General features: G+C 72.0%; 22 protein-coding genes and 1 riboswitch. Of the genes, 10 read left to right on the forward strand and 12 right to left on the reverse strand.

All coding sequences use genetic code 11. The annotated features are described in order from the left end of the window. The first annotated feature begins 104 nt into the window (after positions 1–104). Complete coding sequence (locus tag EWV39_RS13080) at positions 105–728, forward strand: YczE/YyaS/YitT family protein (RefSeq protein WP_238148351.1); 624 nt, start codon at positions 105–107, stop codon at positions 726–728. Positions 729–893: 165 nt separating this feature from the next. Here EWV39_RS13080 and EWV39_RS13085 read toward each other — a convergent pair whose 3' ends face one another. From EWV39_RS13085 to EWV39_RS13105, 5 genes are read right to left on the reverse strand one after another with little or no spacing between them, the layout of a single operon-like run. Then, positions 894–1,913 (reverse strand): dimethylarginine dimethylaminohydrolase family protein, encoded by a 1,020-nt coding sequence (locus tag EWV39_RS13085; RefSeq protein ID WP_129661160.1) that lies wholly within the window; start codon positions 1,911–1,913, stop codon positions 894–896. Next, positions 1,910–3,343, reverse strand: coding sequence for a lysine N(6)-hydroxylase/L-ornithine N(5)-oxygenase family protein (locus EWV39_RS13090; protein ID WP_129661163.1), 1,434 nt, complete (start codon positions 3,341–3,343; stop codon positions 1,910–1,912). The genes EWV39_RS13085 and EWV39_RS13090 overlap by 4 nt, the downstream gene beginning before the upstream one ends. Then, complete coding sequence (locus tag EWV39_RS13095) at positions 3,340–4,494, reverse strand: isochorismate synthase (RefSeq protein WP_129661166.1); 1,155 nt, start codon at positions 4,492–4,494, stop codon at positions 3,340–3,342. The genes EWV39_RS13090 and EWV39_RS13095 overlap by 4 nt, the downstream gene beginning before the upstream one ends. Beyond that, positions 4,491–5,276 carry an SDR family NAD(P)-dependent oxidoreductase gene (locus EWV39_RS13100; RefSeq protein ID WP_129661169.1) on the reverse strand — a complete coding sequence of 262 codons (786 nt, stop codon included), beginning with the start codon at positions 5,274–5,276 and terminating at the stop codon, positions 4,491–4,493. Before EWV39_RS13100 ends, EWV39_RS13095 begins: the two co-directional genes overlap by 4 nt. Then, positions 5,273–5,953, reverse strand: a complete 681-nt coding sequence (locus EWV39_RS13105; protein ID WP_238148352.1) for an isochorismatase family protein — start codon at positions 5,951–5,953, stop codon at positions 5,273–5,275. The genes EWV39_RS13100 and EWV39_RS13105 overlap by 4 nt, the downstream gene beginning before the upstream one ends. A gap of 335 nt (positions 5,954–6,288) precedes the next feature. On the opposite strand from EWV39_RS13105, the gene EWV39_RS13110 reads away from it, so the two are divergent. The 4 genes from EWV39_RS13110 to EWV39_RS13125 all read left to right on the forward strand — a co-directional run bounded on the left by EWV39_RS13110 (position 6,289) and on the right by EWV39_RS13125 (position 9,740). Then, positions 6,289–6,855 carry a YdeI/OmpD-associated family protein gene (locus EWV39_RS13110; RefSeq protein WP_129661172.1) on the forward strand — a complete coding sequence of 189 codons (567 nt, stop codon included), beginning with the start codon at positions 6,289–6,291 and terminating at the stop codon, positions 6,853–6,855. Positions 6,856–6,953: 98 nt separating this feature from the next. After that, positions 6,954–8,324 (forward strand): GTP cyclohydrolase II, encoded by a 1,371-nt coding sequence (ribA, locus tag EWV39_RS13115; protein WP_129661175.1) that lies wholly within the window; start codon positions 6,954–6,956, stop codon positions 8,322–8,324. Between the two features lie 389 nt (positions 8,325–8,713). Beyond that, on the forward strand, positions 8,714–9,307 hold the full coding sequence (locus tag EWV39_RS13120) for a nucleotidyltransferase family protein (protein ID WP_129661178.1): 594 nt from the start codon (positions 8,714–8,716) through the stop codon (positions 9,305–9,307). Beyond that, positions 9,300–9,740, forward strand: a complete 441-nt coding sequence (locus tag EWV39_RS13125) for a HEPN domain-containing protein (protein ID WP_129661181.1) — start codon at positions 9,300–9,302, stop codon at positions 9,738–9,740. Before EWV39_RS13120 ends, EWV39_RS13125 begins: the two co-directional genes overlap by 8 nt. 180 nt (positions 9,741–9,920) lie before the next feature. On the opposite strand, the gene EWV39_RS13130 is transcribed toward EWV39_RS13125, so the two are convergent. From EWV39_RS13130 to EWV39_RS13160, 7 genes are all read right to left on the reverse strand, one after another. Next, positions 9,921–10,724 carry a class I SAM-dependent methyltransferase gene (locus EWV39_RS13130; protein ID WP_129661184.1) on the reverse strand — a complete coding sequence of 268 codons (804 nt, stop codon included), beginning with the start codon at positions 10,722–10,724 and terminating at the stop codon, positions 9,921–9,923. Beyond that, positions 10,721–11,968 (reverse strand): glycosyltransferase family 4 protein, encoded by a 1,248-nt coding sequence (locus EWV39_RS13135; protein WP_129661187.1) that lies wholly within the window; start codon positions 11,966–11,968, stop codon positions 10,721–10,723. The genes EWV39_RS13130 and EWV39_RS13135 overlap by 4 nt, the downstream gene beginning before the upstream one ends. Then, positions 11,949–12,329 (reverse strand): 6-pyruvoyl trahydropterin synthase family protein, encoded by a 381-nt coding sequence (locus tag EWV39_RS13140; RefSeq protein WP_129661190.1) that lies wholly within the window; start codon positions 12,327–12,329, stop codon positions 11,949–11,951. Before EWV39_RS13140 ends, EWV39_RS13135 begins: the two co-directional genes overlap by 20 nt. A 125-nt stretch (positions 12,330–12,454) precedes the next feature. Next, positions 12,455–13,159, reverse strand: a complete 705-nt coding sequence (locus EWV39_RS13145; RefSeq protein WP_129661193.1) for a Fic/DOC family protein — start codon at positions 13,157–13,159, stop codon at positions 12,455–12,457. After that, entirely contained in the window at positions 13,146–13,340 is a 195-nt protein-coding gene (locus EWV39_RS14265; RefSeq protein ID WP_129661197.1) for an antitoxin VbhA family protein, read from the reverse strand. The genes EWV39_RS13145 and EWV39_RS14265 overlap by 14 nt, the downstream gene beginning before the upstream one ends. 127 nt (positions 13,341–13,467) lie before the next feature. Continuing rightward, positions 13,468–14,550: a zinc-dependent alcohol dehydrogenase gene (locus EWV39_RS13155; protein WP_238148353.1), complete on the reverse strand. Its 1,083-nt coding sequence runs from the start codon at positions 14,548–14,550 to the stop codon at positions 13,468–13,470. A 113-nt stretch (positions 14,551–14,663) separates the two neighbouring features. Further along, entirely contained in the window at positions 14,664–15,461 is a 798-nt protein-coding gene (locus EWV39_RS13160) for a hypothetical protein (protein ID WP_129661201.1), read from the reverse strand. Positions 15,462–15,661: 200 nt separating this feature from the next. Between EWV39_RS13160 and EWV39_RS13165 the strand changes: the two genes are divergently transcribed. The 5 genes from EWV39_RS13165 to EWV39_RS13185 all read left to right on the forward strand — a co-directional run bounded on the left by EWV39_RS13165 (position 15,662) and on the right by EWV39_RS13185 (position 23,670). Then, positions 15,662–16,198, forward strand: a complete 537-nt coding sequence (locus EWV39_RS13165; protein ID WP_129661204.1) for a GNAT family N-acetyltransferase — start codon at positions 15,662–15,664, stop codon at positions 16,196–16,198. 222 nt (positions 16,199–16,420) lie between these two features. Next, positions 16,421–16,544: riboswitch (SAM riboswitch) on the forward strand. Positions 16,545–16,586: 42 nt separating this feature from the next. Further along, entirely contained in the window at positions 16,587–18,047 is a 1,461-nt protein-coding gene (locus EWV39_RS13170; RefSeq protein ID WP_129661207.1) for an O-acetylhomoserine aminocarboxypropyltransferase/cysteine synthase family protein, read from the forward strand. After that, complete coding sequence (locus tag EWV39_RS13175; protein WP_129661210.1) at positions 18,044–19,261, forward strand: cystathionine gamma-synthase; 1,218 nt, start codon at positions 18,044–18,046, stop codon at positions 19,259–19,261. The genes EWV39_RS13170 and EWV39_RS13175 overlap by 4 nt, the downstream gene beginning before the upstream one ends. 226 nt (positions 19,262–19,487) lie before the next feature. Further along, positions 19,488–20,729, forward strand: a complete 1,242-nt coding sequence (locus EWV39_RS13180) for an MFS transporter (RefSeq protein WP_129661213.1) — start codon at positions 19,488–19,490, stop codon at positions 20,727–20,729. 1,333 nt (positions 20,730–22,062) lie between these two features. Beyond that, positions 22,063–23,670: a peptide ABC transporter substrate-binding protein gene (locus EWV39_RS13185; protein WP_238148354.1), complete on the forward strand. Its 1,608-nt coding sequence runs from the start codon at positions 22,063–22,065 to the stop codon at positions 23,668–23,670. The last annotated feature ends 51 nt before the right edge of the window (positions 23,671–23,721 follow it).

A 23,721-nucleotide genomic window follows, 5' to 3' on the forward strand; every position in this document is an offset into this window, starting at 1 on the left:
GCCTTCGTATAGTCGGGTTGTGAGCGTCAGCCGGAAGCCGGAGCAGACGGACACGTCGAGGGATGCGGGGCACGATGAACGGACACAGCGGAAAAGACTTCTGGGTGCGTGTGGGATATGCGCTCCTCGGGGTCGCGGTGATCGGGCTCGGGGCCTCGATCCTCCAGGTCGGCGGCGTCGGCGTGGACCCCTACACCGCGCTCAACATCGGCGTCAGCGACCAGCTGGGATGGACGCTGGGAAGCTACCAGCTCCTGAGCAACATCGTGCTCTTCATCCCGGTGCTGATCTGGGGGAGGCAGTACATCGGCTGGGGGAGCGTCATCAACATGGTGATGACGGGGTTCTTCATCGACCTCTTCTCCGCGGTCCTCGAGCTCTTCGTCCCCGATGAGCGCTCCCTGCTCGTCATGACGGTGTTCTTCGTGCTCGGCAGCATCACCTTCGCGTTCGGAGCGAGCGCATACATGACCGCGGGGCTGGGCACGGCGCCGTACGACGCGATCGCGCCCATGATCGTGGACCACACCCGGTGGGAGTACCAGAAGGTGCGTGTCCCCCAGGACGTCCTCGTGGTGGCGTCCGCTGTGCTCTTCCGCGGCCCGGTGGGCTTCGGCACGGTCATGACGGCGTTCTTCAACGGCCCGCTGATCCAGTTCTTCACGAAGCGGGTGCACCAGCCCGTGCTGGCGAAGCTGACGGGGTCCCCCGTGGAGGAGGCCGGCTGACGGGTTGCCCCCGGTCAGGCACGCGCCTGGAGCTCGCGAACCCCTCGGAGGCTCTCGGCCGGCGCTCCTCCGCCGCTCCTCGCACCCGGGCCACCGGGTCCGGCCGCCGCGGAGGCGTCGGCTTACGCCCCTTTGCGGGGCCGGCGCCTCCGCGGGCCCGCGCGCTCAGCGGCGGAGGGTCAGCGTCGTGCAGCGGATGTAGCCCCCGCCCTTGGCAAGCTCGCTGATCCGGGGCGTGTGGGTCCGGAGCCCCCGCTCCTCCAGCGCCGCCCGCAGCCGGGGCGCGCTCGCGCTCATCACGACGTCGTGCCCGGTGGAGACCAGGTTGCACGCGAAGTGCTCGCGGGCCTCCCGCTCGTCCACCTCGATGAGGTCGACGCCCTCCAGGCTGCGCAGCGCCTCCCGGCTGGGGGCGTCGAAGGCCTCGGGGCAGTAGGCGATCAGTCCGGGGGAGCCCTCGGAGGGCTCGGCGACGACCGCCAGGGCGAGGTCGATGTCGTAGTAGAAGCTGTCCTCCCAGCCGGTGACGCCGTTGACCACCGGGGCGCCGGCGTCGTCGAGCTGGGGCACGGTGCGCAGCTGCACGCGCTCCAGGCCGAGGGCCTCACAGGCGAAGGCCTGGGCCTCGGCGTCGGACCGGTAGCCCTGGCCGCAGAGGGCGTAGCGGCCGCAGACCAGCGCGTCGCCCTGGCCGGAGAACCTCGTCCCGGCGGGGGCCTCGAGCGTGGCGAATCCGAGGCCCTCGAGGAGCTGGCGGGCGTGCTCCTCCTCGGCCCGGCGGGCGTGCGGCAGCCGGGCCATCACCGCGGTCCCGCCGTGCAGCAGCGCCCAGTTGGCGGTGTACACCCCGTCCTGGCTCTCCTCCGGCGGATCCACCGAGACCACCTCGACGCCGACCCGCTCCAGGGTCTGCCGGATCTCCCGGTGCTCCTCGACGGCGGCGTCCCGGTCCAGGGCGGCTTCCGAGTAGTACGGGTTGAGCGCATCGGTGGTGCGGAAGTGCTCGGGCGAGGACATCAGCACCACGGGGTTGAACGGCGGGGTCCCGGCGGAGCGCTCGGCGGCGTCGCGAGCCGAGGCCCCGGGACGGGCCGCGGGCGCGGGGCGTGCCGACGTGCCGGTGCGGATCGACGCCTCGGGGCGGGCCGATGCCCCTGCGGGAGCCGGCGCGGCGGTCCGGCTCATCGGGCGGCGCCGGCGCGCTCGCCGGTGAGGGAGGCGAGGATCTCGCCGGCCCGCAGCGCGATGTTGGACAGCAGCGTCGCGGAGACCCCGTGCTGGTGCTGGGTGATCCCGACCGCCACCAGGCGCCCCTCGGCGGGGGCCTGCCAGCGCACCGAGTAGTCGCGCTCGGCGACCACGCGGCCCTCGGCGTCGCGGGCCAGCAGGTCGGCGTCCTCGCCCAGCAGCGCCCGCAGGTCCAGCGGCCGGTAGCCGGTACCCAGCGCCAGGACGTCGCTGCGCAGGTGCTCGACGTCGCCGTCCAGGTCGTTGCGCACCGCCACGTCCAGGCCGTCCTCGCTCGGCTCGACGCCGGCGATCCGCGAGGCGTCGTGGAAGACGATCCGCTCCCGCCCGGCCCACGAATCCGCGTACCAGGCGTCGTAGAGAGCCTGGATGGTGCTCTCGTGGACCACCGAGTTGTTGGTGTTCGCGTGGATGCGGCCCAGGCGCTCGCGGACCTCCTCGGGCGCCTCGTAGAGCCGGTCGATCGAGGTGTTGTCGAAGATCCGGTTGGCGAACGGCGTGGAGTCGGCCGGCACGATGCCGAAGCGCGAGTGCACCAAGTGGACCCGCGCGTCGGGGAAGCGGGAGCGCAGGTCCAGGGCCACCTCGGCCGCGCTCTGCCCGCCGCCGAGCACGACGGCGGAGCGCACCTCGCCCAGCCCCTCGACCCGGTGCAGGTACCGCGAGGTGTGCAGCACCCGCTCGTCCTCGGGCAGCCCCTCGGGCACGTTCGGCTGCAGTCCCGCGGCGACGACGACGTGGCGCGCCAGCACGGTCGAGACCCCCTCGGGCCCCTCCACGGTGACGCGGTAGCCGGTGATCGTCTCCCCGGAGCGCTGCGGCTGAACGGCGGTCACGCGGTGGCGGTACCGCACGTACTCGGCGAGCCGCTCCGCCGCCCACCGGAGGTAGGCGAAGAACTCCACGCGCAGCGGCGCCGAGGACCCGCGGTTGAAGAAGTCGTGGATCCGGCCCCGCTCCACCAGGAAGTTGAGGAAGCTCAGGGAGGAGGTCGGGTTCCGGAACGTCACGAGGTCCTTGGCGAAGGAGACCTGGAGGCCGGCGTCGGGCAGCAGCATCCCCTCGTGCCAGGAGGGGCCCTCCGCGGCGTCGAAGAACACGGCGTGCTGGGCGCCGGGGTCCTCCGAGCAGGCGGCGGCCAGCGCCATGTTGGAGGGGCCGAAGCCGACGCCGACGATGTCGTACCGCTCCTCGCCCTCGCCGGACGCGGGGCCGGCGGCGCCGCCGCCGGGGGAGGCCGTGCGGGCGGGAGACCCGGCGTCGAGGCCGGCCGGACGGGCGGGGGGGCCCTCCGCCCGGGGGCCGCGGTCCGTCGCGAGGCCGTCGTCCGTGCGGGCGGGGAGCCGGAGGTCCGAGGTGGCGGTCATAGAAGTCCTTCCAGAGTGCGGAGCATGGTGCTGAATTTCGCGCCGGTCTCCTCGTGTTCGCCGGCCGGGGTGGAGCCGGAGACGACGCCGGCCCCCGCGTAGAGGGTCAGCGCCTCCCCCCGGCTGCTGGCGCAGCGCAGGACGAGCGACCAGCGGCCGTTGCCGCTGGAGTCGGTCCATCCCACCAGCCCCGAGTAGAAGCCGCGCGAGGCGCCCTCCAGCTCGCGGATCATGCGCAGCGCGGGAGCGGCCGGGGTCCCGCCCACGGCGGGGGTGGGGTGCAGCGCCAGGGCGGCCTCCAGGGCGGAGACCTCCGGATGCAGCCGGCCGGTGATCCGGGTGCCCAGGTGCCACATGGCGTCGGTGCCGAACAGCTCGGGCTCCTCCGGGAGGCTGAGCTCCTCGGCCAGCGGCGCGAGGGCCTCGGCGATGTGCCGGGTGACGAACCGGTGCTCGTGGAGGTCCTTCGCCGAGGCGGAGAGCCGCTCGGCGGCGGTCTCGGCGTCGAGCCCTCCCGGCGTGCGCGGCAGGGAGCCGGCGAGCGGATGGGTCAGGAACCGGGAGTCGCTGACGTCGGCGATGATCTCGGGGCTGGCGCCCACCCAGGTCTCGCCCTCGGCCCGGCGGACCCGGAACACGTCGGCGCGGCGGCTCGAGGCGGCCAGGCGCTCGGCGATGAGGCGGGAGGCCTCCGGGAGGCGGGCGGCGTCGAGGGCCAGCGTCATGGTGCGGGAGAGCACCGCCTTCTCCGCCTCGCCCGCCTCGATCCGGCGCAGCGCCTCCGCCACGATGGCCCGGTAGGCGGGGGAGTCGGCCGGCGGGCGGGCATCGCCCTCGGCGCCGAGCGAGGTCGCCTCCACGGTGCGGGGGCGCCACGCGGCGCGGTCGGCCACGTGCAGGTCGGCGGGCTCGGTGAGGTCGAAGGGGATGAGGCCGTACAGGAGCTGGGTGCGCCCGGTGGCACGCTCGCGGTCCCGCAGCCGCTCGAGGAGGTCCCGGGCGGCCTCGGGGGAGGAGAGGACAGGGGTGAGACGGTCCCCGCCTTCGGCGCGCAGGGTCCAGCGGCCCGAGGTCATGGTGAAGTCCGGGTCCAGGCGGGCGGGGTCCGCGGGCGCGGGGGAGGATCCGGTGCGGAGGGTCTCGAGGCTCATCGCTGGGTCGCACCCCCGTCCACGCTGATCTCGGCCAGCGCCACGTGCGCGGCGCGCGGGGAGACGAGGAACTCGACGACCTCGGCGACGTCGTGCGCCTCGGCGACCCGGCCGAGCGGGATGCCGGGGCGGAACACGCTCGGGTCCCCGGCCACGGCCTCCGCGGAGCGATCGGCGCCGCCCCACAGCGTCTCGACCATCGGCGTCCGGGTGGTCCCCGGGTTCACGACGTTGCAGCGGATCCCGTGCTCCGCGACCTCCAGGCCGAGGCTGCGGGTGTAGTGGGAGGCGAAGGCCTTGCTCGCGCCGTAGGCGGAGAAGCCGGCCCGCGGCCCGTTGCCCGCGTTGGAGGCGATGGTCACGATGGCCCGCTCGGGGCGCTCGCCGGGGACGTGCCCGCCCTGCTCCGCCATGATGCGCGCGGCCTCGGCGCTGACGTGGGCCACGCCCAGGGCGTTGACCTCGACCATGCGCCGCAGCTCCGCGTCGGGGGTCTCCAGGGCGGGGACGGAGGCCAGGACGCCGGCGGCGTTGACGACGGCGCGCAGACGGTAGCGGGAGGCCAGGCCGCACAGTGCCGCCCGGACGGCGCCGGCGTCGGAGACGTCGAGGGCCAGGCGCTCGACGCCGGCCGCCTCCTCGCCGGAGGCGGCCGCGACGTCGGCGGCGATCACCACCGCGTCGCCGTGGTCCCCCGCCCGCCGGGCCAGCAGCTCGACGACGGCACGCCCGATCCCTCCGGAGGCCCCCGTGACGAGGATGGCCGTGGGTTCCGGGCTCATGCGGTCAGGACCCCGCCGGCGGCGCCCGCGCCCACGGCCGCGCCGCGGGCCAGGTCGGCCTTGACGTCGGCGCTCAGGCAGGTCTGGCCGCACCGGGAGGCCACGTAGTCGAGGGCCATGCGGTGGTCCTCCTCGGTGAAGTCCGCCTGGGCGTCGGCGACGAAGAACACCTGGAAGCCGAGCATGAAGGCGGCCAGCGCGGTGGTCATGCAGCCGATGTGGGAGTAGACGCCGGTGATGATCAGCTGGTCGCGGCCGTGGTTGCGCATGCGGTGCTCGAGGTCGCTGCGGAAGAAGGCGCTGTAGCGCCACTTGGTGAGCACGATGTCGCGCTCGGTCGGGGCGAGCCGGTCGATGATCGCGGCGGCCCGCTCGTCGTCGAGCCCGGGGCCCCAGAACTCGGTCAGCAGCTGGCGGTCGGCCGGGTCCTGCGAGGGCGGCTGGGCCGTGTAGATGGCGGGCACGCCGGCCTCGGCGCAGGCGGCCCGGATCGAGGCGATCTCCTCGACGGCGAGGCTGATCTGAGCGTCAGGGCCGCCGTCGAAGGCGTCCACGAAGTGGTTCTGCATGTCGTGGACCAGCAGCATGGCGCGACGCGGGTCCAGGGTCCAGGAGGTGCGGTTCTTCCACCGCTCGCCGGGATCCAGTCGGTACGGCGTGATGAGTGGCAGGCTCACTTAGGCTCTCCTAAATTCGGGGTGAACTTGAATTAAGCTACACCAAGCTGTCTTTATTGAAAACGGGTCGAAGTGACTGTAGCGCAGGCGGCTGGGGCGTTGACTGAACGGTCACGTGGGTGTATCCGGGGTCGGCGTGCGGGCTGATGGGAGGCGTGATTCCGCGGAAGTTTACTAAGCCTTACCTTATTCCTCCCGCGCGCGGAGGGCGGCGGCATGTGGGAAGTTCCACTCCGCGATCCTCCGCAGGGCCTCCGCGGGGCCTCCGCGGGACCTGGCCCGGGCCTCCCTGTGGGAGACTGATCAGCACATACGACGACGCGACAGGGGCGGTCATGGGCGAGGAGCCGGAGCTGATCGTGGCGGACGTCCTCGCCTGGCGGGACTGGCTGGACCGGCACGAGCACGCCTCCGAGGGCGTATGGCTGGTCCTGGCCAAGAAGGGCGTCCTGGGGCCGACGTCGCTGACCTACGCACAGGCCCTCGAGGAGGCCCTGTGCAGCGGCTGGATCGACGGGCAGAAGAGGGGCCGCGACGCCGCGACCTTCCTCCAGCGCTTCACCCCGCGGCGTCGGCGCTCCCTGTGGTCCCTGCGGAACATCGGGATCGTCGAGCGGCTGATCGAGGAGGGCCGCATGCGGGAGCGGGGTCATGCCGAGGTCGCCGCGGCCCGGGCCGACGGGCGGTGGGAGCGGGCCTATCCCGGGGCCGTCGCCGCGCAGGCCCCGCCGGACCTCCTCGAGGCCCTGGCCGCCTCTCCCGCCGCGCTCGCCCGCTTTGAGTCCCTCGGCTCGCAGGGCCGGTACTCGGTGCTCTTCCCCCTCATGACGGCCCCCGACGACGCCGTCCGGCGGCGCAGGCTGGAGCGGGCCGTGGAGGCGCTCGAGCGCGGCGAGGGGTGACGGGGCCGCTCGCCGTCGTCATCCGTCGCCTCCCGCGGAGGAGACGACGGATGACGCCGGTCGCCCTCCCCGGCGCCGGCTCCCACTAGGCTTGGCCTATGGCTCCGAATGCAGAATCCGCCCGTCCCGCGGCCGGCGTCGAGCGGCTCACCGCCACCGTGCTGCCCACCGTCCACGGCGTCTTCGACATGATCGGGTACCGGTGCGGGGAGGGGGCCGAGCACATCGCGCTGGTCTACGGCGACCCCGCCGCGGTGGGCGGCCGCGGCCCGCTGGTCAGGATCCACTCCGAGTGCCTCACCGGCGACGCCTTCGGCTCCCTGCGCTGCGACTGCGGGGAGCAGCTGGCGGCCGCCCTGAGCGTCATCAGCGCCGAGGGGGCCGGCGTCGTCATCTACGCGCGCGGGCACGAGGGGCGCGGCATCGGGCTGCTCAACAAGCTCCGGGCCTACGCGCTGCAGGACGGCGGGCTGGACACGGTCGACGCGAACTCCCACCTGGGCCTGCCGGTCGAGGCCCGCGACTACTCCCAGAGCGCGGAGATCCTGCGCGACCTCGGGATACGGCGTCTGCGGCTGCTCTCCTCCAACCCCGCCAAGCAGGAGGAGCTGACGAGGCTGGGAATCGAGGTCACCGAGCGGGTCCGCCTCCCCGTGGCCGACCGCGCGGAGAACTCCCGCTACCTGGACGCCAAGCGGACCCGGATGGGGCACGACCACCTCCCGGCCGGCGACGCCTGGGCCGAGCTGACCGCGGGACGGGTCCCGGAGGCGCCGCTGACGGCCTCGGATCGCGAGCTGGTCGAGCGCTACGGGCCGCTCGTGGCGCGCGGGGAGCGGGCCGCGGTCGCCCAGCTGGGGCAGAGCCTGGACGGCTTCATCGCCTCCCGCACCGGCGACGCCGAGTTCGTGACAGGCGAGGAGGACCGGACCCACCTGCACCGGCTGCGCGCGCTGGTCGACGCCGTCCTGCTCGGCTGGCGGACCGTCGCCTCCGACGACCCGCGGCTGACCGTGCGCGCCGTGGAGGGGGAGAATCCGGTGCGGGTGATCCTGGACCCCGGCGCCCGCTCCCCGCGCGCGTCCGCCGTGCTCAGCGACGGCTCCTCGCCCACGCTGTGGCTGGTCGACGCCGCGACGCCGACGCCGCAGGCCCCCTCCCCGCACGTGACGGTGCTGCCCGTGACCGGACTGCGGGAGCTGGAGCCCGCCGCGCTGCTGGAGCTGCTGGCCGGCCGCGGTCTGGGCCGGGTCCTGGTGGAGGGCGGCGGGCGGACCGTCTCGCGCTTCGTCCGGGCGGGCGCGGTTGACCGGCTGTACCTGACCACGGCCTCGCTGCTGATCGGCGACGGCGTGCCGGGCCTGCGCTTCGCCGGCTCGGACGCCCTTGCCGACGCGCTGCGGGTCCCGGCCCGGAAGTTCATGCTCGGTGAGGACGTGTGCACGGTGCTGGACTTCTCGGGGGAGTGAGGGGGCGGGGCGCTTTTGCCGACGTCATCACCTGAGTGCACTGTTTATCGGCCGTGGGGCGCCCCTGCGTCCTCGCTGTGCTCGGTCATGGCGTTGGTGCCATCGAGACTCTTCCCTCTACCGAGAATGAGAGACGACCGGGTGGAATTTGCCGCCTCCGGTCTCTTGCAGCTCGCTTACTCTATGCGCTCGCCGAGCCAGATCTGTGTCGTGAGACAAAGACCGCCTGATCAGATCGCCCGCCGCCAGGCGAAGGGATCGGCTAGCGGGCGTCCGCCTGGTTTCGATCGCGAGGAATGCAAGCGTCGGAATCTGGTGGGGTTCCGGTTCAACGTCTGAGTCCTCACCCTCTTGACCTTTCCTATAACTGGAAGATATATTCCTGTTTTATGAAGACTATAGCGCCGCAGCTGACGCCGTTCGTGCGTTCGGATGCAGCTGGGGCGATCCTGGCCGAGACGCTCGGGCATCCCGATCGGGAGTTCACGCTGGCTGAACTCGGGCGGCGAACCGGCGCGAGTGGGCCAGTCGTGCATCGCGAGGCGGGGCGACTCGTCGACTCGGACGTGCTTCGCGACCGCTACGAGGGCCGGAACCGACTCGTGAGCGCAAACGTCGATCATCCGCTGTTCGCTCTCATGCGGGATCTGATCGCGGCGACTTACGGGCCGGTGCCGGTGCTGCGCGACCTGTTCGAGGGGGTCGACGGGGTCGAGCAGCTGCTGATCTACGGATCCTGGGCCGCGCGCCGGGCGGGGGAGAGCGGCGCGTTCCCGAACGACATCGACGTGCTCGTCATCGGCGACGCTCCGCGGAGGAGGCTCGCGACTCTCGCTTCGGAGGCCGGTGGCCAGCTCGATATTCCCGTGAACATCACACGGCTCGCCCCGGGAGACTGGGAGGCTGAAGAGCCATCGGCGTTCGTTGCGACGATTCGCTCGCGTCCTATGGTCGAGGTGATGTCCGGTGAGCTCCGTGCCTGAGATCATCGACCAGATGATCGTCAATCGGAGGCTGGAACGTGTCGGTGCGAATCGCGAGCACGCATTGGCCGTGATCGAGACCGCCGAGCGTCATGTCCGTACGGCGGAGATGCTGATTCGGACCGATGATCATGCGATGGCGTTCACCGCAGCGTATGACGGCACACGCAAGGCGCTCGTCGCTGTCCTCGCTGTCGAAGGATTGCGTGTCCGTCCCCTCGGGGGAGCGCATCACAACACGGGGATCGCGGCAGGGGCATTCGTCGAGGACAGCGCCTTGGGCGAGTTCGATTGGATGCGCCAGGTGCGCAACGCGACGGAGTATCCGGATGGTGATCGACCGACGGCGACGAGGCAGGACGTCGGTGAAGCGATTGATGCGGCGACGCGGATCGTCGAAGTCTGCGCTGCATACATCCGCCGCGGTGCATAGCTGAATAGGCGAGCGCCCAGACGTTGCTGTGCGACCGAACCCGGTCGAGCGGTGTCTCAATCGGATCAAGCAGCTCCGTGATCTGGCCACTCGCTGCGCCAAGCGCGCCGCCTACTGCACCAGTGAGATCGTCATCGCCAGCATCATCCTCCGCCTCAGGCCACACCTACAGGACACGTGCTAGGCGGCCTCGGTCAGCGCGAGGATGTCCGCGTGGCCCACGGTCACCCGGAGCTCGCCGCGCTCCAGCTGGGCCAGGCGCTCCGCGAGCCAGGCGGAGGCCTCCGGTTCGGCGTCGGGCGCGTGCTCGACGACGACGCCGGCCCGGTCCCGCAGGTATCTCTCGACCAGGGGCGCCTGCTCGGGTCCCAGCTCCCAGTCGGTGGGGCCGACGGTGACCCGGGAGCCCGCCTCGCGCAGGAGCTCGGCCACCGTGCCCGCGGCGTCGGGCCCGAGGAGGCCGTCCCGGCGCTGGTGCGCGTTGAAGGTCTCCGCGACCATGGCGTCCCGGGGATCCTCGGGGCTCATGCCGACCTCGCCGGTCACGGTGAGGCTCAGCAGGGCGGGGAGGCGGCGTGAGGCGATGACCCGGGCGAGCTGGCGCGCCTGGTCCAGGGTCAGCAGGTCCAGGACGGCCGAGCAGGTGATGACGGGGGACGACTCGTCGTCGAGCATCTCGTCCAGCTGGCCGATGCCGGCGACCACGCGGCGGGTCGCCAGCACCCGGGGGTGGCCCTGGGCGGCGGTGGCCTGGCCGATCAGCCCGGCGTCGTGGTCGAGCAGGGTCCAGGTCTGGGTGAGGGGCAGGCGCGGGGCCAGCCACGCCTGGTTGGAGCCGGTGCCCGCGCCGATGTCCACGATCTCCACAGGCTCGCGATGGCCCAGGCTCTCCACGAGTGCGTCGACGAGGGGCAGGGAGTGCTCGCGGGCGCGGTGGTCGGCCTCGCGGCGAAGGGTCAGCCACGAGGCGCGGATCGGTCTCACGACCGGTTCCGGGGCCGCGGCCGGCTCAGGTAGGCGGCCAGGGTCTGCGCTGTCTGCTCCCACGATCGGAGGTTACCACGGCGCTGTCGGGCGGCTTCCCGCCACGCGTGGCGCAGAGCGGGGTCGGTCAGCCAGCGTCGCAGGGCGGCCGCCACGGCGGCCTCGTCGTCGGGCGGGACGGCGGCGCCCGGCTGTCCGGTCCTACCGGGCTTACCGAGCCCATCGAGTTCGTCGGCGCTCATCCGCCCGGCCCCTTCGCCGTCCGTCTCCTCAGAGCCGCCGGTCTCCTCCCGCCCGAGGGTGCCGCGGCCCGTCCGGCCGACCCCGTCGGCCCGCGGCCCGCCCCGCAGCACCTCCTCCGCCGCCGTGCCCGCCCCGACGAGGGCCGGGACGCCGTGCGCGTGCGCCTCCGCCACGACCATCCCGTAGGTCTCCGCTCTCGAGGCCAGGACCAGCAGGTCGGTGCGCGCCCAGACCTCCTCGAGCGCCGCGCCGGTGAGCGGGCCGGTGACCTCCGCCCGGCCGGGGCCGAGTGCACTGGCGGCCTCGAGGACCCGGCGGACGTAGGGCGACGAGTCGTCATACGGTCCGGTGACCGAGACCCGCCACGGGAGATCGACGAGTCGTCGCAGCGCGCGCAACACCGTCAGCGGGTTCTTGCGCGGCGTGACCGAGCCGAGCAGCAGGAGGAGCGGCGGGTCGCTGCCTCGCGCCGTCGCGGCGGGGTCCACGCCGGGCTCCAGCACGACGGCGTCGCGCACTCCGTAGCGCTCCCCGAGGTCGCGCGCCGCCCATCGGCTCGTGCAGATCACGCCGGATGCGGCGGAGAGGGCCTCGCGCTCACTCGCGGCGAGCCTCGCCCCCTCCTCGGCGGACAACCCCGTCTCGGCGGGCAGCGGCAGGTGCACCAGCACGACGACGTCCGCCCCCGCCGCCCGGGCGCTCCGCACCTGTGCGGGAGCCGCGGAGGCGACGATGCCGTCGACGAGGATCGTGGGGCGCCCGGGCGGGTCTGAGGCTTCGCCCAGCGTCCGCTCCAGTGCGCGGAGATCCTCCTCGGCAGGCCGCGGCCAGGCACCGGGGACGCGCCGCACCTCGACGTCGTGCCCGGCCCCGCGCAGCGCCCGGACGAGGGAGGCGTTGAAGACCAGCCCGCCGCTGGGCCCGGGGAGGTCGGCGGGCTCCACCAGGACGAGGCGGACGGGCGGGACCGGCCCAGGGCCTCTACTCGAAGGGGAGGTCATAGGCGACCCACGCGTCCGGGTTCTCCCGGATGACGATCTCAAGGCCCGAGAAGTCGCTCGTGTCGAAGCGCCCGGCCAGGTCCCGGCCGATGTGCTCCGCGATGGCCTCGGTGGTGCTCAGCCGGCCGTGGAAGGCGGGGTGCTCGTCGAGGTTCCGGTAGCGCAGGGGCTCCAGGGCGGCGTCGAGCATCTCGGTGGCGGCGCCGATGTCCATGACCACCGAGTGGGGGCCCAGCTCGCGACGCCGCCAGGTCGCCTCGACCTCCAGCGTCGCGCCGTGCATGCCCTGGGCCGGCCCGAAGAAGGCCTCCGGCAGGGTGTGGGCGATCATGATGTGGTTCCGGACCGTCAGACGAAACACGCGGGCACCTCTCGGGAGTCGGGGGGCGCGCCCGGACAGGTGGCGGCGCGCACCACTCACCCTAGTTCAGGAACAGGGCTCGGGAGCCTGAGCTGCTGCCTCGGAGCCGGGGCGCGGGCCCGTGCTCACCAGTGGCGTCGAGCTTCGCCGTCGCTCCCGGGCACACGTCTGAACGTTGCGCGGAGCCGTTCGGTCTCGGCTGGGGCTCCACGGCCCGGCGGTCGCGCGGAAGCCTGGGCCACCATCAGGTCGAACATGCGCCGCAGAGGTGCGAGGTCCCGGTCCTCCGACGCCGCCCTGCACGCGGAGTCGTTGGCGGCGCCGGAGACGAGGCGCCAGTCGAGGGTCCATCCGGCGTCCCGGGCTACACGGGTCCAGAAGACACGCTGCGTACGGCCGTTTCCCTCTCGGAAGGGATGGATGTAGTTGAGCTGGTCGTAGTGGAAGGCCAGGCGCTCGACGAAACGCCCACGCGGCAGTGAGCGGAGGAGATCGTCGGAAGCCAGAGCCTCTACGACGTGCGTGGAAGCCCGGAGGATCATCGAGAAGGGGAGAAAGGGCTCAGCGTCCTCGACGTTCTTGCGGAGCTCGACAAGCCGCAGTTCCCCGGCCCAGGCGTACACGTCCTGGAACAGCTGACGATGGATTGCCTGCAGCTCCGCCAGATCGCCGGTGGGCTCGGGCGGATGCTCGGCCAGCTGCACCATTCGGGCGAAGACGAGGTCCCCCTCGGCACCGGCGAGTTCTGCCGGGGTCCTCGCCCCGACGAGATTGCGGAGGGTGCCGGTCTCCGGGTCTATGTACGGGTCGGCAGCATTATGCGAGACCATGCCGTGCCCGGGCACGGGTCACGAGGTCGTCTGCGTCAATGCGGCCAGCGGCATAGGCCTCGGCCTCCTCGTATCCACTCGGTGAAAGGGTCAGTCCCTCCATCTCGCCGTTGTGGATGGCCTCCAGGACGAGCTGCTCCCGTTGGAGCTGGTCCTCGGCGGTGATGGTACGCGTCGTCACTTTCGCTGCCCCCTCTGCTGCCTCGACGGTCTTCCAGCATCATACCGCTGGAGCACCAGCGTCGGCTCGGATATCCACAGGGCCTGACGTCCGCAGCGGGGCTCTCCCTCCCCACCTGCTGGCGGCTTCAGATGAGCTCCCGCTCGGCCCCCGGGTACGCGATCGCGTGGCACCCCGAGGGCAGTCGCCCGTCCTCGAGCGCCGTCAGCGCCCCTTCGATCTCGGCGAAGGCGGTCTCCCCGGTGATCAGGGCGTCGAAGGCTGGGTCCGCCAGGAGCCGGAACACGAACTCGAACCGCTCGGCGTGGTCCCTGCGGTGGCGCCGGGCCCGCCCGATCCGGGAGACCTGCGTGGCGACGATGCTCAGCCGCCTGGCGTGGAAGTCGGCGCCGAGCGGAACTCGCGGGGAGCGCGTGCCGTACCAGGACAGCTCCACGAGCTCGCCCTCGTCCCCGAGGAGCGAGAGTCCCAGGTCCAGGCCCTCCTGCGTCGCGGAGGCGTGGAAGACGAGGTCGCACTCCCCGGCGGCGTCGTCGACGTCGACGGCGTCCACCCCCAGCCGGCCGGCCCGGGCGCGCTGGGCGGGGTCCGGGTCCACCACCTGCAGCCGCCCCAGCGGGAACCGGCTGAGCAGCCGGGCGAGCGCGGCGCCGATCAGCCCCGCCCCGACCACCGCGATCCGGTCCCCGGCGCAGGGCGGGGCGTCCCACGCGGCGTTGACCACGGTCTCCACCGTGCCGGCGAGGACGGCGCGGCGGCTGGGGACGTCGTCGGGAATGGGGGTCAGCTGATCCGCCGGGACCACGTAGCGGTCCTGGTGCGGGTAGAGGCAGAAGACCCGGCGCCCCACCCACTCTGCGGGGCCCTCCTCCACGACGCCGACCGAGAGGTACCCGTACTTGACGGGGAAGTCGAAGGAGCCCTCCTGGTGCGGGGCGCGCATGCGCTCGGCGACGGCGTCGGGGATCCGGCCGCCACGCACCAGCAGCTCCGTGCCGCGGCTGATGCCGGAGTACAGCGCGCGGACCAGGGCGTCGCCGGGACCGAGGGCGGGCAGCTCGGCGCCGCGCAGCTCGCCCCTGCCCGGAGCGGTAACCCAGTACGCCGTGCAGCCGCCGGGGGACCCGGCCGGCTCGTCCGTCCGATCCGGTCCGTTCGGCCGGTCCGGTCCGTCGGGCTGGGAGGGGACGTGGGGGAGGTGTGCATCCATGCGGGCGCTCCTGGGGTCGGGAGACGGGTTGCTTCTCCCCTCCTACGGTAGCCGCGGCCGCCGCACGTGGAGACCGCGGGGCGGCCGCGGGGAACGGCGGGCGCGTCACCCGGTCACTGGCCGATGGTCCACTCCCACCCGTCGTCGATGAGCGGCTGGGTGTAGATCAGCGTCCCCGAGGCGGAGGGCAGGTCCAGCACGATGGAGCCGCGGATGCGCTCGTGGGGCCCGATGTCGACCGGGAACTGCTCGCTGGTGTCGAGGCACATCCAGGAGGCCACGGTGTCGGTGGTGTTGGCGCGGACGCCCTCGGAGTCGACGAACTTCCAGTCGGAGGAGGAGAGGTAGTAGGAGTCGCTGTAGAGGACCTCCTCGAGGGACTCCGCGCTGCCGGTCTCGAGGTCGATGTCCAGGCGCACCAGATGGCCGTTCTCGGAGGCCTCCGCATACGGGGCGCTGCACACCGGGTCCGCGACGACGTCGGTGAGGGCGAAGGAGACGGCCGGGGTTCCGGTGGAGTCGTTGATGTAGCTCTCCTCGCCGATCTCCTTCATCAGGTAGCCCCGGTCGGAGCGCTCGGCCTGGCCGCCGCCCGGATCCGAGGACGCGGCGGAGGAGCGCTCCGGCCCCTCCGAGGAGGGCTCGGGGGAGGGGGACCGCGGGGCCCGCGACTCGGCGGGCTCGGTGGGCGAGGCGCTCGCGGAGGAGGGTTCAGTCTCCGAGGGGGAACTCGCGTCGTCTCCCGAGGGAGTGGCCTCGGAGGAGGAGGAGCCGGAGACGGACGAGGCCGCCGGGGAGGCGGACGACGTCCCGGCGGAGGACTCCGGCGAGTCGTCACCGTCCCCGCACGCGCTCATGAGGAGGGCCGCGGCGGCGACGCCGGTCAGGCAGCAGAACTGTCGGATGCTCACGGGAAGGTCCTTTCGGCGGGGGCGGCGGCGGGGCGGGGACCCGGCCCGCGATCGTCCTCGGCCGCGGGACCTCCTTCGCACCGACTTCCGCGCGATGAGCGCCGCTGCCCGGTTGATCCACAGAATACTCCCAGGCAGTGCCCGGGTCAGTGGGTGAGACGCCCGCCGGGGGCCGTGTCCGGCCCGATAGGCTGGAGGACATGGCTGAGACGACGTATGGCACCCGGCCCGCCGAGGAGAAGGACCGCGCCTTCCTGCGCGAGATGTTCGTGCTCACCGAGACGTGGCGCGAGCCGGGCGCCGACCTGCCGGAGAACTTCCCGGCCGACATGGAGCGGTACGTGGACCGCTGGAGCCCCGAGGAGGGCGGCGTCGTGCTGGAGGAGACCGTCCCGGAGGACGCCGGCGCCGCTGGGCGCCCGGTGGGCGCCGCGTGGCTGCGGCGGCTGACGGACGACGACCCCGGCTACGGGTACGTCGCCGACGAGTACCCCGAGGTGGCCATCGCCGTGGTCACCGGGCACGAGGGCCGCGGGCTCGGCTCCCGCCTCCTGACGGCGCTCCTCGCGGAGGCCCGCCACCTGGGCTACCCCGGCGTCAGCCTCTCCGTTGAGGTCGGCAACGACCGCGCCCACCGCGCCTACGAGAAGGCGGGCTTCACCGACCTCGGCCCCGACGACCTCGGCGGGCACACCATGCTCCACCGGTTCGACGTCGAGGGGGCGGTGGCCGACTGACGAGTCGTCAGTGCGGGTGACGAGTCGTCGGGGTGGTGGCCTCTCGCCGTTTCTTGGATGACTTCTCGCCGCTTTTTTGAGGGCTCGCTCCGGTGATCTCCCCGCTTCATCCCTCCGACATATGACGTAGCACCGCCCGCATGACCGACATATGACGGTCCCCCGCGCACCGGATGTCATGTGCTTCCCGCGTCCCCGCCGGGCTGTTAGGTTCGGAGGCAGGATCACGAGCACCGGTCTCTTTCAGCTCTGGCTGGCCGGTCGGCAACCCTTCTCCGCTGTGATGGGGTGCCCCAGATGACGATCCGGCCGTGGGCACGTAACCGCCCAGCGGCAAGCACGGCGCTTCGAGATCACCCTGGCGCCCCACCTTTTCGAGGGGGACACTATGTCTGCTGAGCCCTATCCGCAGCCGGAACACTCCGGCATCGGCACGCTCCAGGTGCACGGTGGGACGGCCCAGCCGCCCACCGCCCGCCCGGTGCACCCGCCGGTCTACCTGACGGCCTCCTACGAGTTCGATTCCCTGCGCGACGCCCGCGAGTGCTTCGCCCAGCGGGAGCCCGGCTTCACCTACTCCCGCACGGGCAGCCCCACCGTCGCGCTGCTGGAGCGGCGGCTCGCCGCGCTCGAGGGCGGCGTCGGGGCTGTCGCCACCGCCTCCGGGCAGGCCGCCGTCACCCTGGCCGTCCTGGCGCTGGCGGGCCGCTCCGGGCAGAGTCCCGACGGCGAGCCGCACCCGGAGGTCCCGGCGGGCCACGTCGTCGCCTCCAACCGGATCTACGGCGGCACCGCCGACCTGCTCAACGACACCCTGGCCGAGGCCGGCATCGGCGTCACCTGGGTGGACCCCCACGACTCCGGGACCTGGGAGGCCGCCGTCACCGAGCGCACCCGCGCCTTCCTCCTCGAGTCCATCGGGAACCCGCACGCCGACCTGCCGGACATCCCCGCCGTCGCGGAGGTCGCGCACCGCCGCGGCGCCGCGCTGATCGTGGACAACACGCTGGCCACGCCCTACCTGCTGCAGCCCGGCACGCTGGGGGCCGACGTCGTGGTGCACTCGGTGACCAAGTACCTGACCGGCAACGGCACCTCGCTGGCCGGCGCCGTCGTCGACACGGGGCGCTTCACCCCCAGCGCGGACCCCGCCCGGTGGCCGCAGCTCACCGCCCCGCGGCGGCGCTTCGGCGGCCGTTCGCTGGTCGAGGGGCATGGGGACCGGGGCGCGCTGCTGCACCTCGTCCGCGCCCAGCTGCTCAACGACCTCGGACCCAGCCTGGCCCCGCTCAACGCCCAGCAGGCGCTGGAGGGGATCGAGACGCTGGACATCCGCGTCGAGCGCCACTGCCGGGTCGCCGAGGAGATCGCGCGACGACTCGTCACCCACCCGGGCGTGCGAGTCGTCAGGCACCCCAGCGTCCCCGGCTCGCGGGACGCCGCGATCGCGGAGCGCGACTTCCCGCGGGGCACCGGCGCCGTGCTCTCCTTCGAGATCGAGGGGAGCACGGACGACGTCGAGCGCTTCTTCGACTCGCTCCGGCTGTTCAAGCTGGCCGCCAACATCGGCGACGGCCGCTCGATGGCCACTCACCCCGCGTGGACCACCCACTGCCGCCTCACCCCCGAGCTCCGCGAGGCCGGCGAGATCACCGAGCGGACCGTCCGGCTCTCGCTGGGCCGCGAGGACGTCGAGGACCTGTGGGGCGACCTGGCCCGCGCCCTCGACGCCGCGACCCTCCGCCAGGGCCCCGCCGGCGGCACCCGGGGAACCGCCCGGAAGCCTGCCCCGCAGCCCGCGCAGAAGCCCGCCCCGCAGACCGCCCAGAAGGAGGCCGTCCGAGCATGACCGTCACCGAGAACCTCAGCCCCCGTCCCGACGTCGCCCGGCCCACCGTCCGCCCCGGCTTCCGGACCGCCGCGGTGCACGCCGGGCAGGAGCCCGACCCGCTGACCGGCGCCGTCATCCCGCCGATCTACCAGACCTCCACCTTCACCCAGCCCGGCGTCGAGACCCTGCGCGGCGGGTACGAGTACTCCCGCGGCGGCAACCCCACCCGGAACGCCCTCGAGGTCCAGCTCGCGGCGCTGGAGGGCGGCGCCCACGGCTTCGCCTTCGCCTCCGGCATCGCCGCGGAGGACGCCCTGCTGCGCTCCACCCTGCACCCGGGCGACCGCGTGGTCTCCGTCGGCGAGACCTATGGGGGTACGCACCGGCTGCTCAGCCAGCTCTACTCCCGCTGGGACGTGGAGACCGTGTTCGTGGCGACCGACGACGTCGCCGCCCGGGACGCCGCCCTCGCGGACCCCGCGGCCAGGATCGTGTGGCTGGAGTCGCCGACCAACCCGCTGCTGACCGTCGTCGACATCGAGGAGTGGGCGCGCGCCGCGCACGCGAACGGCGCGCTGCTCGTCGTGGACAACACCTTCGCATCGCCCGCCCTGCAGACCCCGCTCGCGCTCGGCGCCGACGCGGTGGTCCACTCGACCACCAAGTACATCGGCGGCCACTCCGACGTCCTGGGCGGCGCCCTGGTGATCGACGACGCCGTCTGGGAGGACGGCCCCCTGGCCGAGCTGATCCGCTTCCAGCAGTTCGCCGGCGGCGCCGTGGCCGGGCCGCAGGACGCGTTCCTGACGACCCGCGGGCTCAAGACGCTCGGGGTCCGGATCCGCCAGCACTGCGAGAACGCGCAGGCGATCGCCGAGTGGCTGACCGGGCAGGACGACGTCGCCCGCGTCTTCTACCCGGGCCTGCCGGAGCACCCGACCCACGAGCTGGCCTGCCGGCAGATGTCCGGATTCGGCGGGATCGTGACCTTCCAGCTCGAGGGCGGGGAGGCGGCGGCGCGGACGGTCGCCGAGTCCACGGAGGTCTTCGGGCTCTCGGTGAGCCTGGGCGGCGTCGAGTCGCTGATCTCGCACCCGGCCACCATGACGCACGGGTCGACGCGGGGGACCCCGGAGGCCCCGCCGCGGGACGTCGTGCGGCTCTCCGCCGGGATCGAGGACGCGGAGGATCTGATCGAGGATCTGGACCGCGCTCTCCGGCGGCTGCGCTGAGAGCCACTGGCATCGGGCGCGCCGAGGCCGGCTGACGTCTGCCGGCGGGCGCGCTGCTCCCGACCCCGGCGGTGCGAGGTATCTCACCGCCGATCCCTCCTCTCGCGGGGAATAGCGTCCGGGCCCCTCCGGTTGACCCGGGGGTGCCCGCATCGGCCCGGTTTCCCCGGGCTGCGGTGACGCGGCACGGCCCCGACACCGACTTCTGGAGAGGAGGGCAGGCAGCGTGACGCTCAACAGCCCGATCACGGAGGAAATGACCCGGCAGCTCCCCGTTGTCGACCGATCCCAGCGCAAGAGCACCCATCTGGGAGCAGCCATCCTGGCCCTCGCCCTCGGCAGCTTCGCCATCGGCATCACCGAGTTCTCCATGATGGGGCTGCTCCAGGAGGCCGTGACGGATCTGGGCATCGACCTCTCGCAGGGCGGCAACCTGGTGAGCGCGTACGCGCTCGGCGCCGTGGTCGGCGGGCCGCTGCTCTCGGTCGTGGCGGCGCGCTTCGAGCGGCGCGCCCTCGTCATCTCCCTGCTGGGGCTCTTCGTCCTCGGGCACGCGGTGTCCCTGCTCTCGCCGACCTACGGCATGCTGCTGGCCGGCCGGTTCCTCTCCGGGCTGCCGCACGGGGCGTACCTGGCCGGTGCGAGCCTCCTGGCCGCAGGCCTCGTCGGCCCGGCCAAGCGGGCCCGGGCGGCCTCCTGGGTCATGGTCGGGCTCTCGGTGGCCAACGTCGTCGGCGTCCCGGTGGTCACCTGGCTGGGGCAGAACTTCGGCTGGCGGTGGATGCTCGGCGTCGCGCTGGCGGCCGCTGTCGTCACCGGCGTCATGATCCGCGCCGTGATCCCCGCCCAGAAGGTGGAGGCCTCGGTCTCCATGGGCAACGAGCTCTCCGCGCTGAAGTCCCCGCGGCTGTGGCTGGGGCTGCTGCTGGCCATCGTCGGGTTCTCCGGAATGTTCGCCCTCTACGCCTACATCTCACCGGTGCTCACCGAGACCGCCGGACTCGCGCCTGCGATGCTGCCCTTCGCGCTGGCGATCTACGGCCTCGGCATGGTCGTGGGCAACATGCTGGGCGGGCGCCTGGCCGACATCTCGGTCCTCGGCACCGTCTGCGGCGCCCTGATCACCCTGATGGCCTCCCTGCTGCTGTTCTCCATGACCTCCGACGTGCTGCCCCTGGCCCTGCTGTTCATGACGATGGTGGGCATCAGCGGGCAGGCGCTGGCCCCGGCGCTGCAGATGCACCTGATCGACTGCGCCCCGCACGCCCCGCAGATCTCCTCCGCGCTGACCCATTCGGCGTTCAACCTGGCCAACGCCTTCGGCGCGTGGTTCGGCGGCGCGGTCATCGGGATCGGCTGGGGTCTGAAGGCCCCCTCGCTGCTGGGCGGGATCGCCGCTCTGCTGGGTGCCGGGATGGCCGCGGCCATGCTCCTCGCGCAGCGGTCGCGGAAGGCCGCCCGAGCCTGACCCCAGGCGCCCGGCGGCGCCTCCTTCTCCCACGACGTCGCCCGTCCCGCCCGGAAGCCCGGGTGGGGCGGGCGACGTCGTCGTATCGGAGCTCCTCGGCGCGGGGCATCCTCGGGTTCGCAGGATTCGGTACGTGTTCCGCGATCCTGAATGCTGTCTCGGACGTCGGACAGGCTTCCCTCCCGTTCCTCCCTCTGCGCCTATCGGCAGCCGTGGTGGCCGGGAGGGGATAAGAGACATGATGCATACGGGATCGATATATCGGACTGACGCTCCGGCGTGGATGAGGAGCGTGCTCCGGGCGTCCGGAGTGAGTGACGAGTCGATAGCGTACGGGGTACGGAGCGTCATCACCGGGGCATGCGATGAATATGCGCGAGCACTGCCGGGCGGAGCGGGTTTTAACGCTGAGCGCTGGCTGTGAGACCTATCTAACAAATGTTCAGGAAGAATGTTCTCCTCCTCGAGAACACGGGCGGGAGGGACATCGGGCCCGCGCCGTCGGCAGCGGCCCGGAGTTGGACGACGCCGCTCGATGACGCTGCGAACCCCGGCCTCCGCGGAGGTGCAGGGATTATGGGAGCTCCGGCCGACGCCGTCCATCGGCTTTCTCGAAACATGAGATCGAGCTGTCTTCCGCAGGCGTGAGGCTACGGCCGCCGGACGTCATGAGGTGGAGACGAGCGAAGCATGTTCACACACCGATAAAACATTGTTCGGTATGTCTTATGTTATGCGACCTGAAGCCTCTTATGTTTTATTTACGTGAATGTTGTTCCCACCCCGCTCGCAATGAAATATATGCATTAAGCGTTTCTTGAGGACGCTCGGATTGTTCGATATCCCTACTGAGGGTGACCGTGAAAATCGGAGGATCCTTCAACTTTGTTGAGTCTCCAGCCGTCAACTTCTCACCGTGAGTCGATCCACGAAGCGTCGCTCCGCCTGCGCTGACCCTCCTGTCATCCCATTCCTCCTAGTGAGAGCAGCCCCAGTTCAATGCAGAGGGCGACGGGTGCCACCCCTGCTCGCTCCGGTAAGTCGAGAGGCCGACTCTTTTCCCGCGTTACCGCATCGAAACAAACGACGTCTACGCTTCTGAGGCGTGGCCGGTTCAGTCACTGCTCGGTCAGGGGCCTCGTGCCGCACGCCATACGAATCCGAAGGTCGGCGCATGGCTCTCCTCGTCGCCCTTGCGTAGTCCACCTCACAATGCAGTACTATTGATTACCTGTGACCGCGATCACCGGGTATTCTCGGCGGTCACCGAGCATCCTCACCCATCAATCCACTCGTGAGAAGACGGAGATCCTCGATGCGAACGAGAAGAATTATGACGATCACGGCCGGCGTCAGCGCCGCCGCCCTGCTGCTCTCAGGATGCGGCGGCGGAGGCGACGACGGCGGCGGCAGCGGTGGCGGAGACGGCGACATGATCATCAACGCCCGCGGCCTCGAGCCTCAGAACCCACTGATCCCCACCTCCACCAACGAGGTCGGCGGCGGACGCATCGTGGACCTGCTCTACGCCGGCCTGGTCTCCTACACCTCCGAGGGCGAGACCGAGATGGAGGTCGCCGACTCGATCGAGTCCGAGGACAACAAGACCTGGACCGTCAAGCTCAAGGACGGCTGGACCTTCTCCGACGGCTCGGCCGTGACCGCGAACTCCTTCGTCGACGCCTGGAACTACGGCGCGGATCCCGAGAACGCGCAGCTCGGCGCGTACTTCTTCTACCCCATCGAGGGCACCACCGACGACGGCACCTTCGAGGAGGGCGCCGACGGCATCTCCGGCCTGAACGTCGAGGACGACTCGACCTTCACCGTCACGCTGAAGGACCCCGCCTCCGACTTCCCGGACCGCCTGGGCTACTCCAGCTACTTCCCGCTCCCCGAGGCCGCCTTCGACGACCCCGAGGCATTCGGCGAGGCGCCGATCGGCAACGGCCCCTACACCCTGGACGGCTGGGACCACGACACCGAGGCCCGCCTGCTGGCCAACGACGACTACGACGGCAACCGCGACCCCCAGAACGACGGCGTGACCTTCAAGTTCTACACGGACCCCGACGCCGCCTACACCGACGTCCAGTCCGGCGTCCTCGACGTCCTGGACGAGGTCCCCACCAGCGCGATCTCCACCTTCACCACCGACGACCAGCTCCAGGCCTTCAACGACCCGGGCCCCATCAGCACCAACGTCACCATCCCGGACTCGCTCGAGCACTTCGGCGACGACGAGGAGGGCAAGCTGCGCCGCCAGGCGATCTCGCACGCCATCGACCGCGGCGAGATCACCTCGCAGATCTTCGACGACACCTACTCCCCGGCCACCGACTTCTCCTCCCCGGTGATGCCCGACTACTCGGACGACATCGAGGGCAGCGACGTCCTGGACTTCGATCCCGAGAAGGCCCGTGACCTGTGGAACCAGGCCAATCAGATCAGCGACTTCGACGGCACCTTCGAGGTCTCCTTCAACGCCGACGGCTCGGGCAACGCCGAGTGGGTCGAGGCCGTGACCAACCAGCTGCGCGAGAACCTCCAGATCAGCGCCGAGCCCAAGCCCTTCGCGACCTTCGGCGAGTACCGCGAGCTGATCACCAACCGGAGCATCGGCACCGCCTTCCGCTCCGGCTGGCAGCCCGACTACCCCTCCGTGTACAACTACCTGGCCGCGGTCTTCGGCACCGGCGCCGGATCCAACGACGGCGACTACTCCAACCCGGACTTCGACGCCGCCCTGGTCCGCGCCGCCAGCTCCCAGGACGAGGACGAGCGGAAGGACGCCCTGAACGAGGCGCAGACCATCCTCTTCGAGGACCTGCCGGCCATCCCGCTGTGGGACCGCAACTCCTACGGCGTCGCCGCCCAGGGCATCGAGGGCGTGGAGATGAACTGGCAGGCCCAGCCGACGTACCACACCATCACCAAGTAACGCCCGACCCAGGGGCCCGCGGCCGGGGCTTTCCCCGGCCGCGGGCTCCCT

Source organism: Rothia halotolerans, assembly GCF_004136635.1.
In the GTDB taxonomy this organism is placed as follows: Bacteria; Actinomycetota; Actinomycetes; order Actinomycetales; family Micrococcaceae; genus Rothia; species Rothia halotolerans.

Bases quoted from the DNA above. Each gene is read 5' to 3' on its own strand.
- EWV39_RS13170 (WP_129661207.1), top strand. From the start codon at position 16,587: ATGTCTGCTGAGCCCTATCCGCAGCCGGAACACTCCGGCATCGGCACG.
- EWV39_RS13085 (WP_129661160.1), bottom strand. From the start codon at position 1,913: ATGAGCCGGACCGCCGCGCCGGCTCCCGCAGGGGCATCGGCCCGCCCC.
- EWV39_RS13120 (WP_129661178.1), top strand. From the start codon at position 8,714: ATGAAGACTATAGCGCCGCAGCTGACGCCGTTCGTGCGTTCGGATGCA.
- EWV39_RS13100 (WP_129661169.1), bottom strand. From the start codon at position 5,276: ATGAGCCCGGAACCCACGGCCATCCTCGTCACGGGGGCCTCCGGAGGG.
- EWV39_RS13165 (WP_129661204.1), top strand. From the start codon at position 15,662: ATGGCTGAGACGACGTATGGCACCCGGCCCGCCGAGGAGAAGGACCGC.
- EWV39_RS13145 (WP_129661193.1), bottom strand. From the start codon at position 13,159: ATGGTCTCGCATAATGCTGCCGACCCGTACATAGACCCGGAGACCGGC.
- EWV39_RS13090 (WP_129661163.1), bottom strand. From the start codon at position 3,343: ATGACCGCCACCTCGGACCTCCGGCTCCCCGCCCGCACGGACGACGGC.
- EWV39_RS13175 (WP_129661210.1), top strand. From the start codon at position 18,044: ATGACCGTCACCGAGAACCTCAGCCCCCGTCCCGACGTCGCCCGGCCC.
- EWV39_RS13155 (WP_238148353.1), bottom strand. From the start codon at position 14,550: ATGGATGCACACCTCCCCCACGTCCCCTCCCAGCCCGACGGACCGGAC.
- EWV39_RS13135 (WP_129661187.1), bottom strand. From the start codon at position 11,968: ATGACCTCCCCTTCGAGTAGAGGCCCTGGGCCGGTCCCGCCCGTCCGC.
- ribA (WP_129661175.1), top strand. From the start codon at position 6,954: ATGGCTCCGAATGCAGAATCCGCCCGTCCCGCGGCCGGCGTCGAGCGG.
- EWV39_RS13110 (WP_129661172.1), top strand. From the start codon at position 6,289: ATGGGCGAGGAGCCGGAGCTGATCGTGGCGGACGTCCTCGCCTGGCGG.
- EWV39_RS13185 (WP_238148354.1), top strand. From the start codon at position 22,063: ATGACGATCACGGCCGGCGTCAGCGCCGCCGCCCTGCTGCTCTCAGGA.
- EWV39_RS13095 (WP_129661166.1), bottom strand. From the start codon at position 4,494: ATGAGCCTCGAGACCCTCCGCACCGGATCCTCCCCCGCGCCCGCGGAC.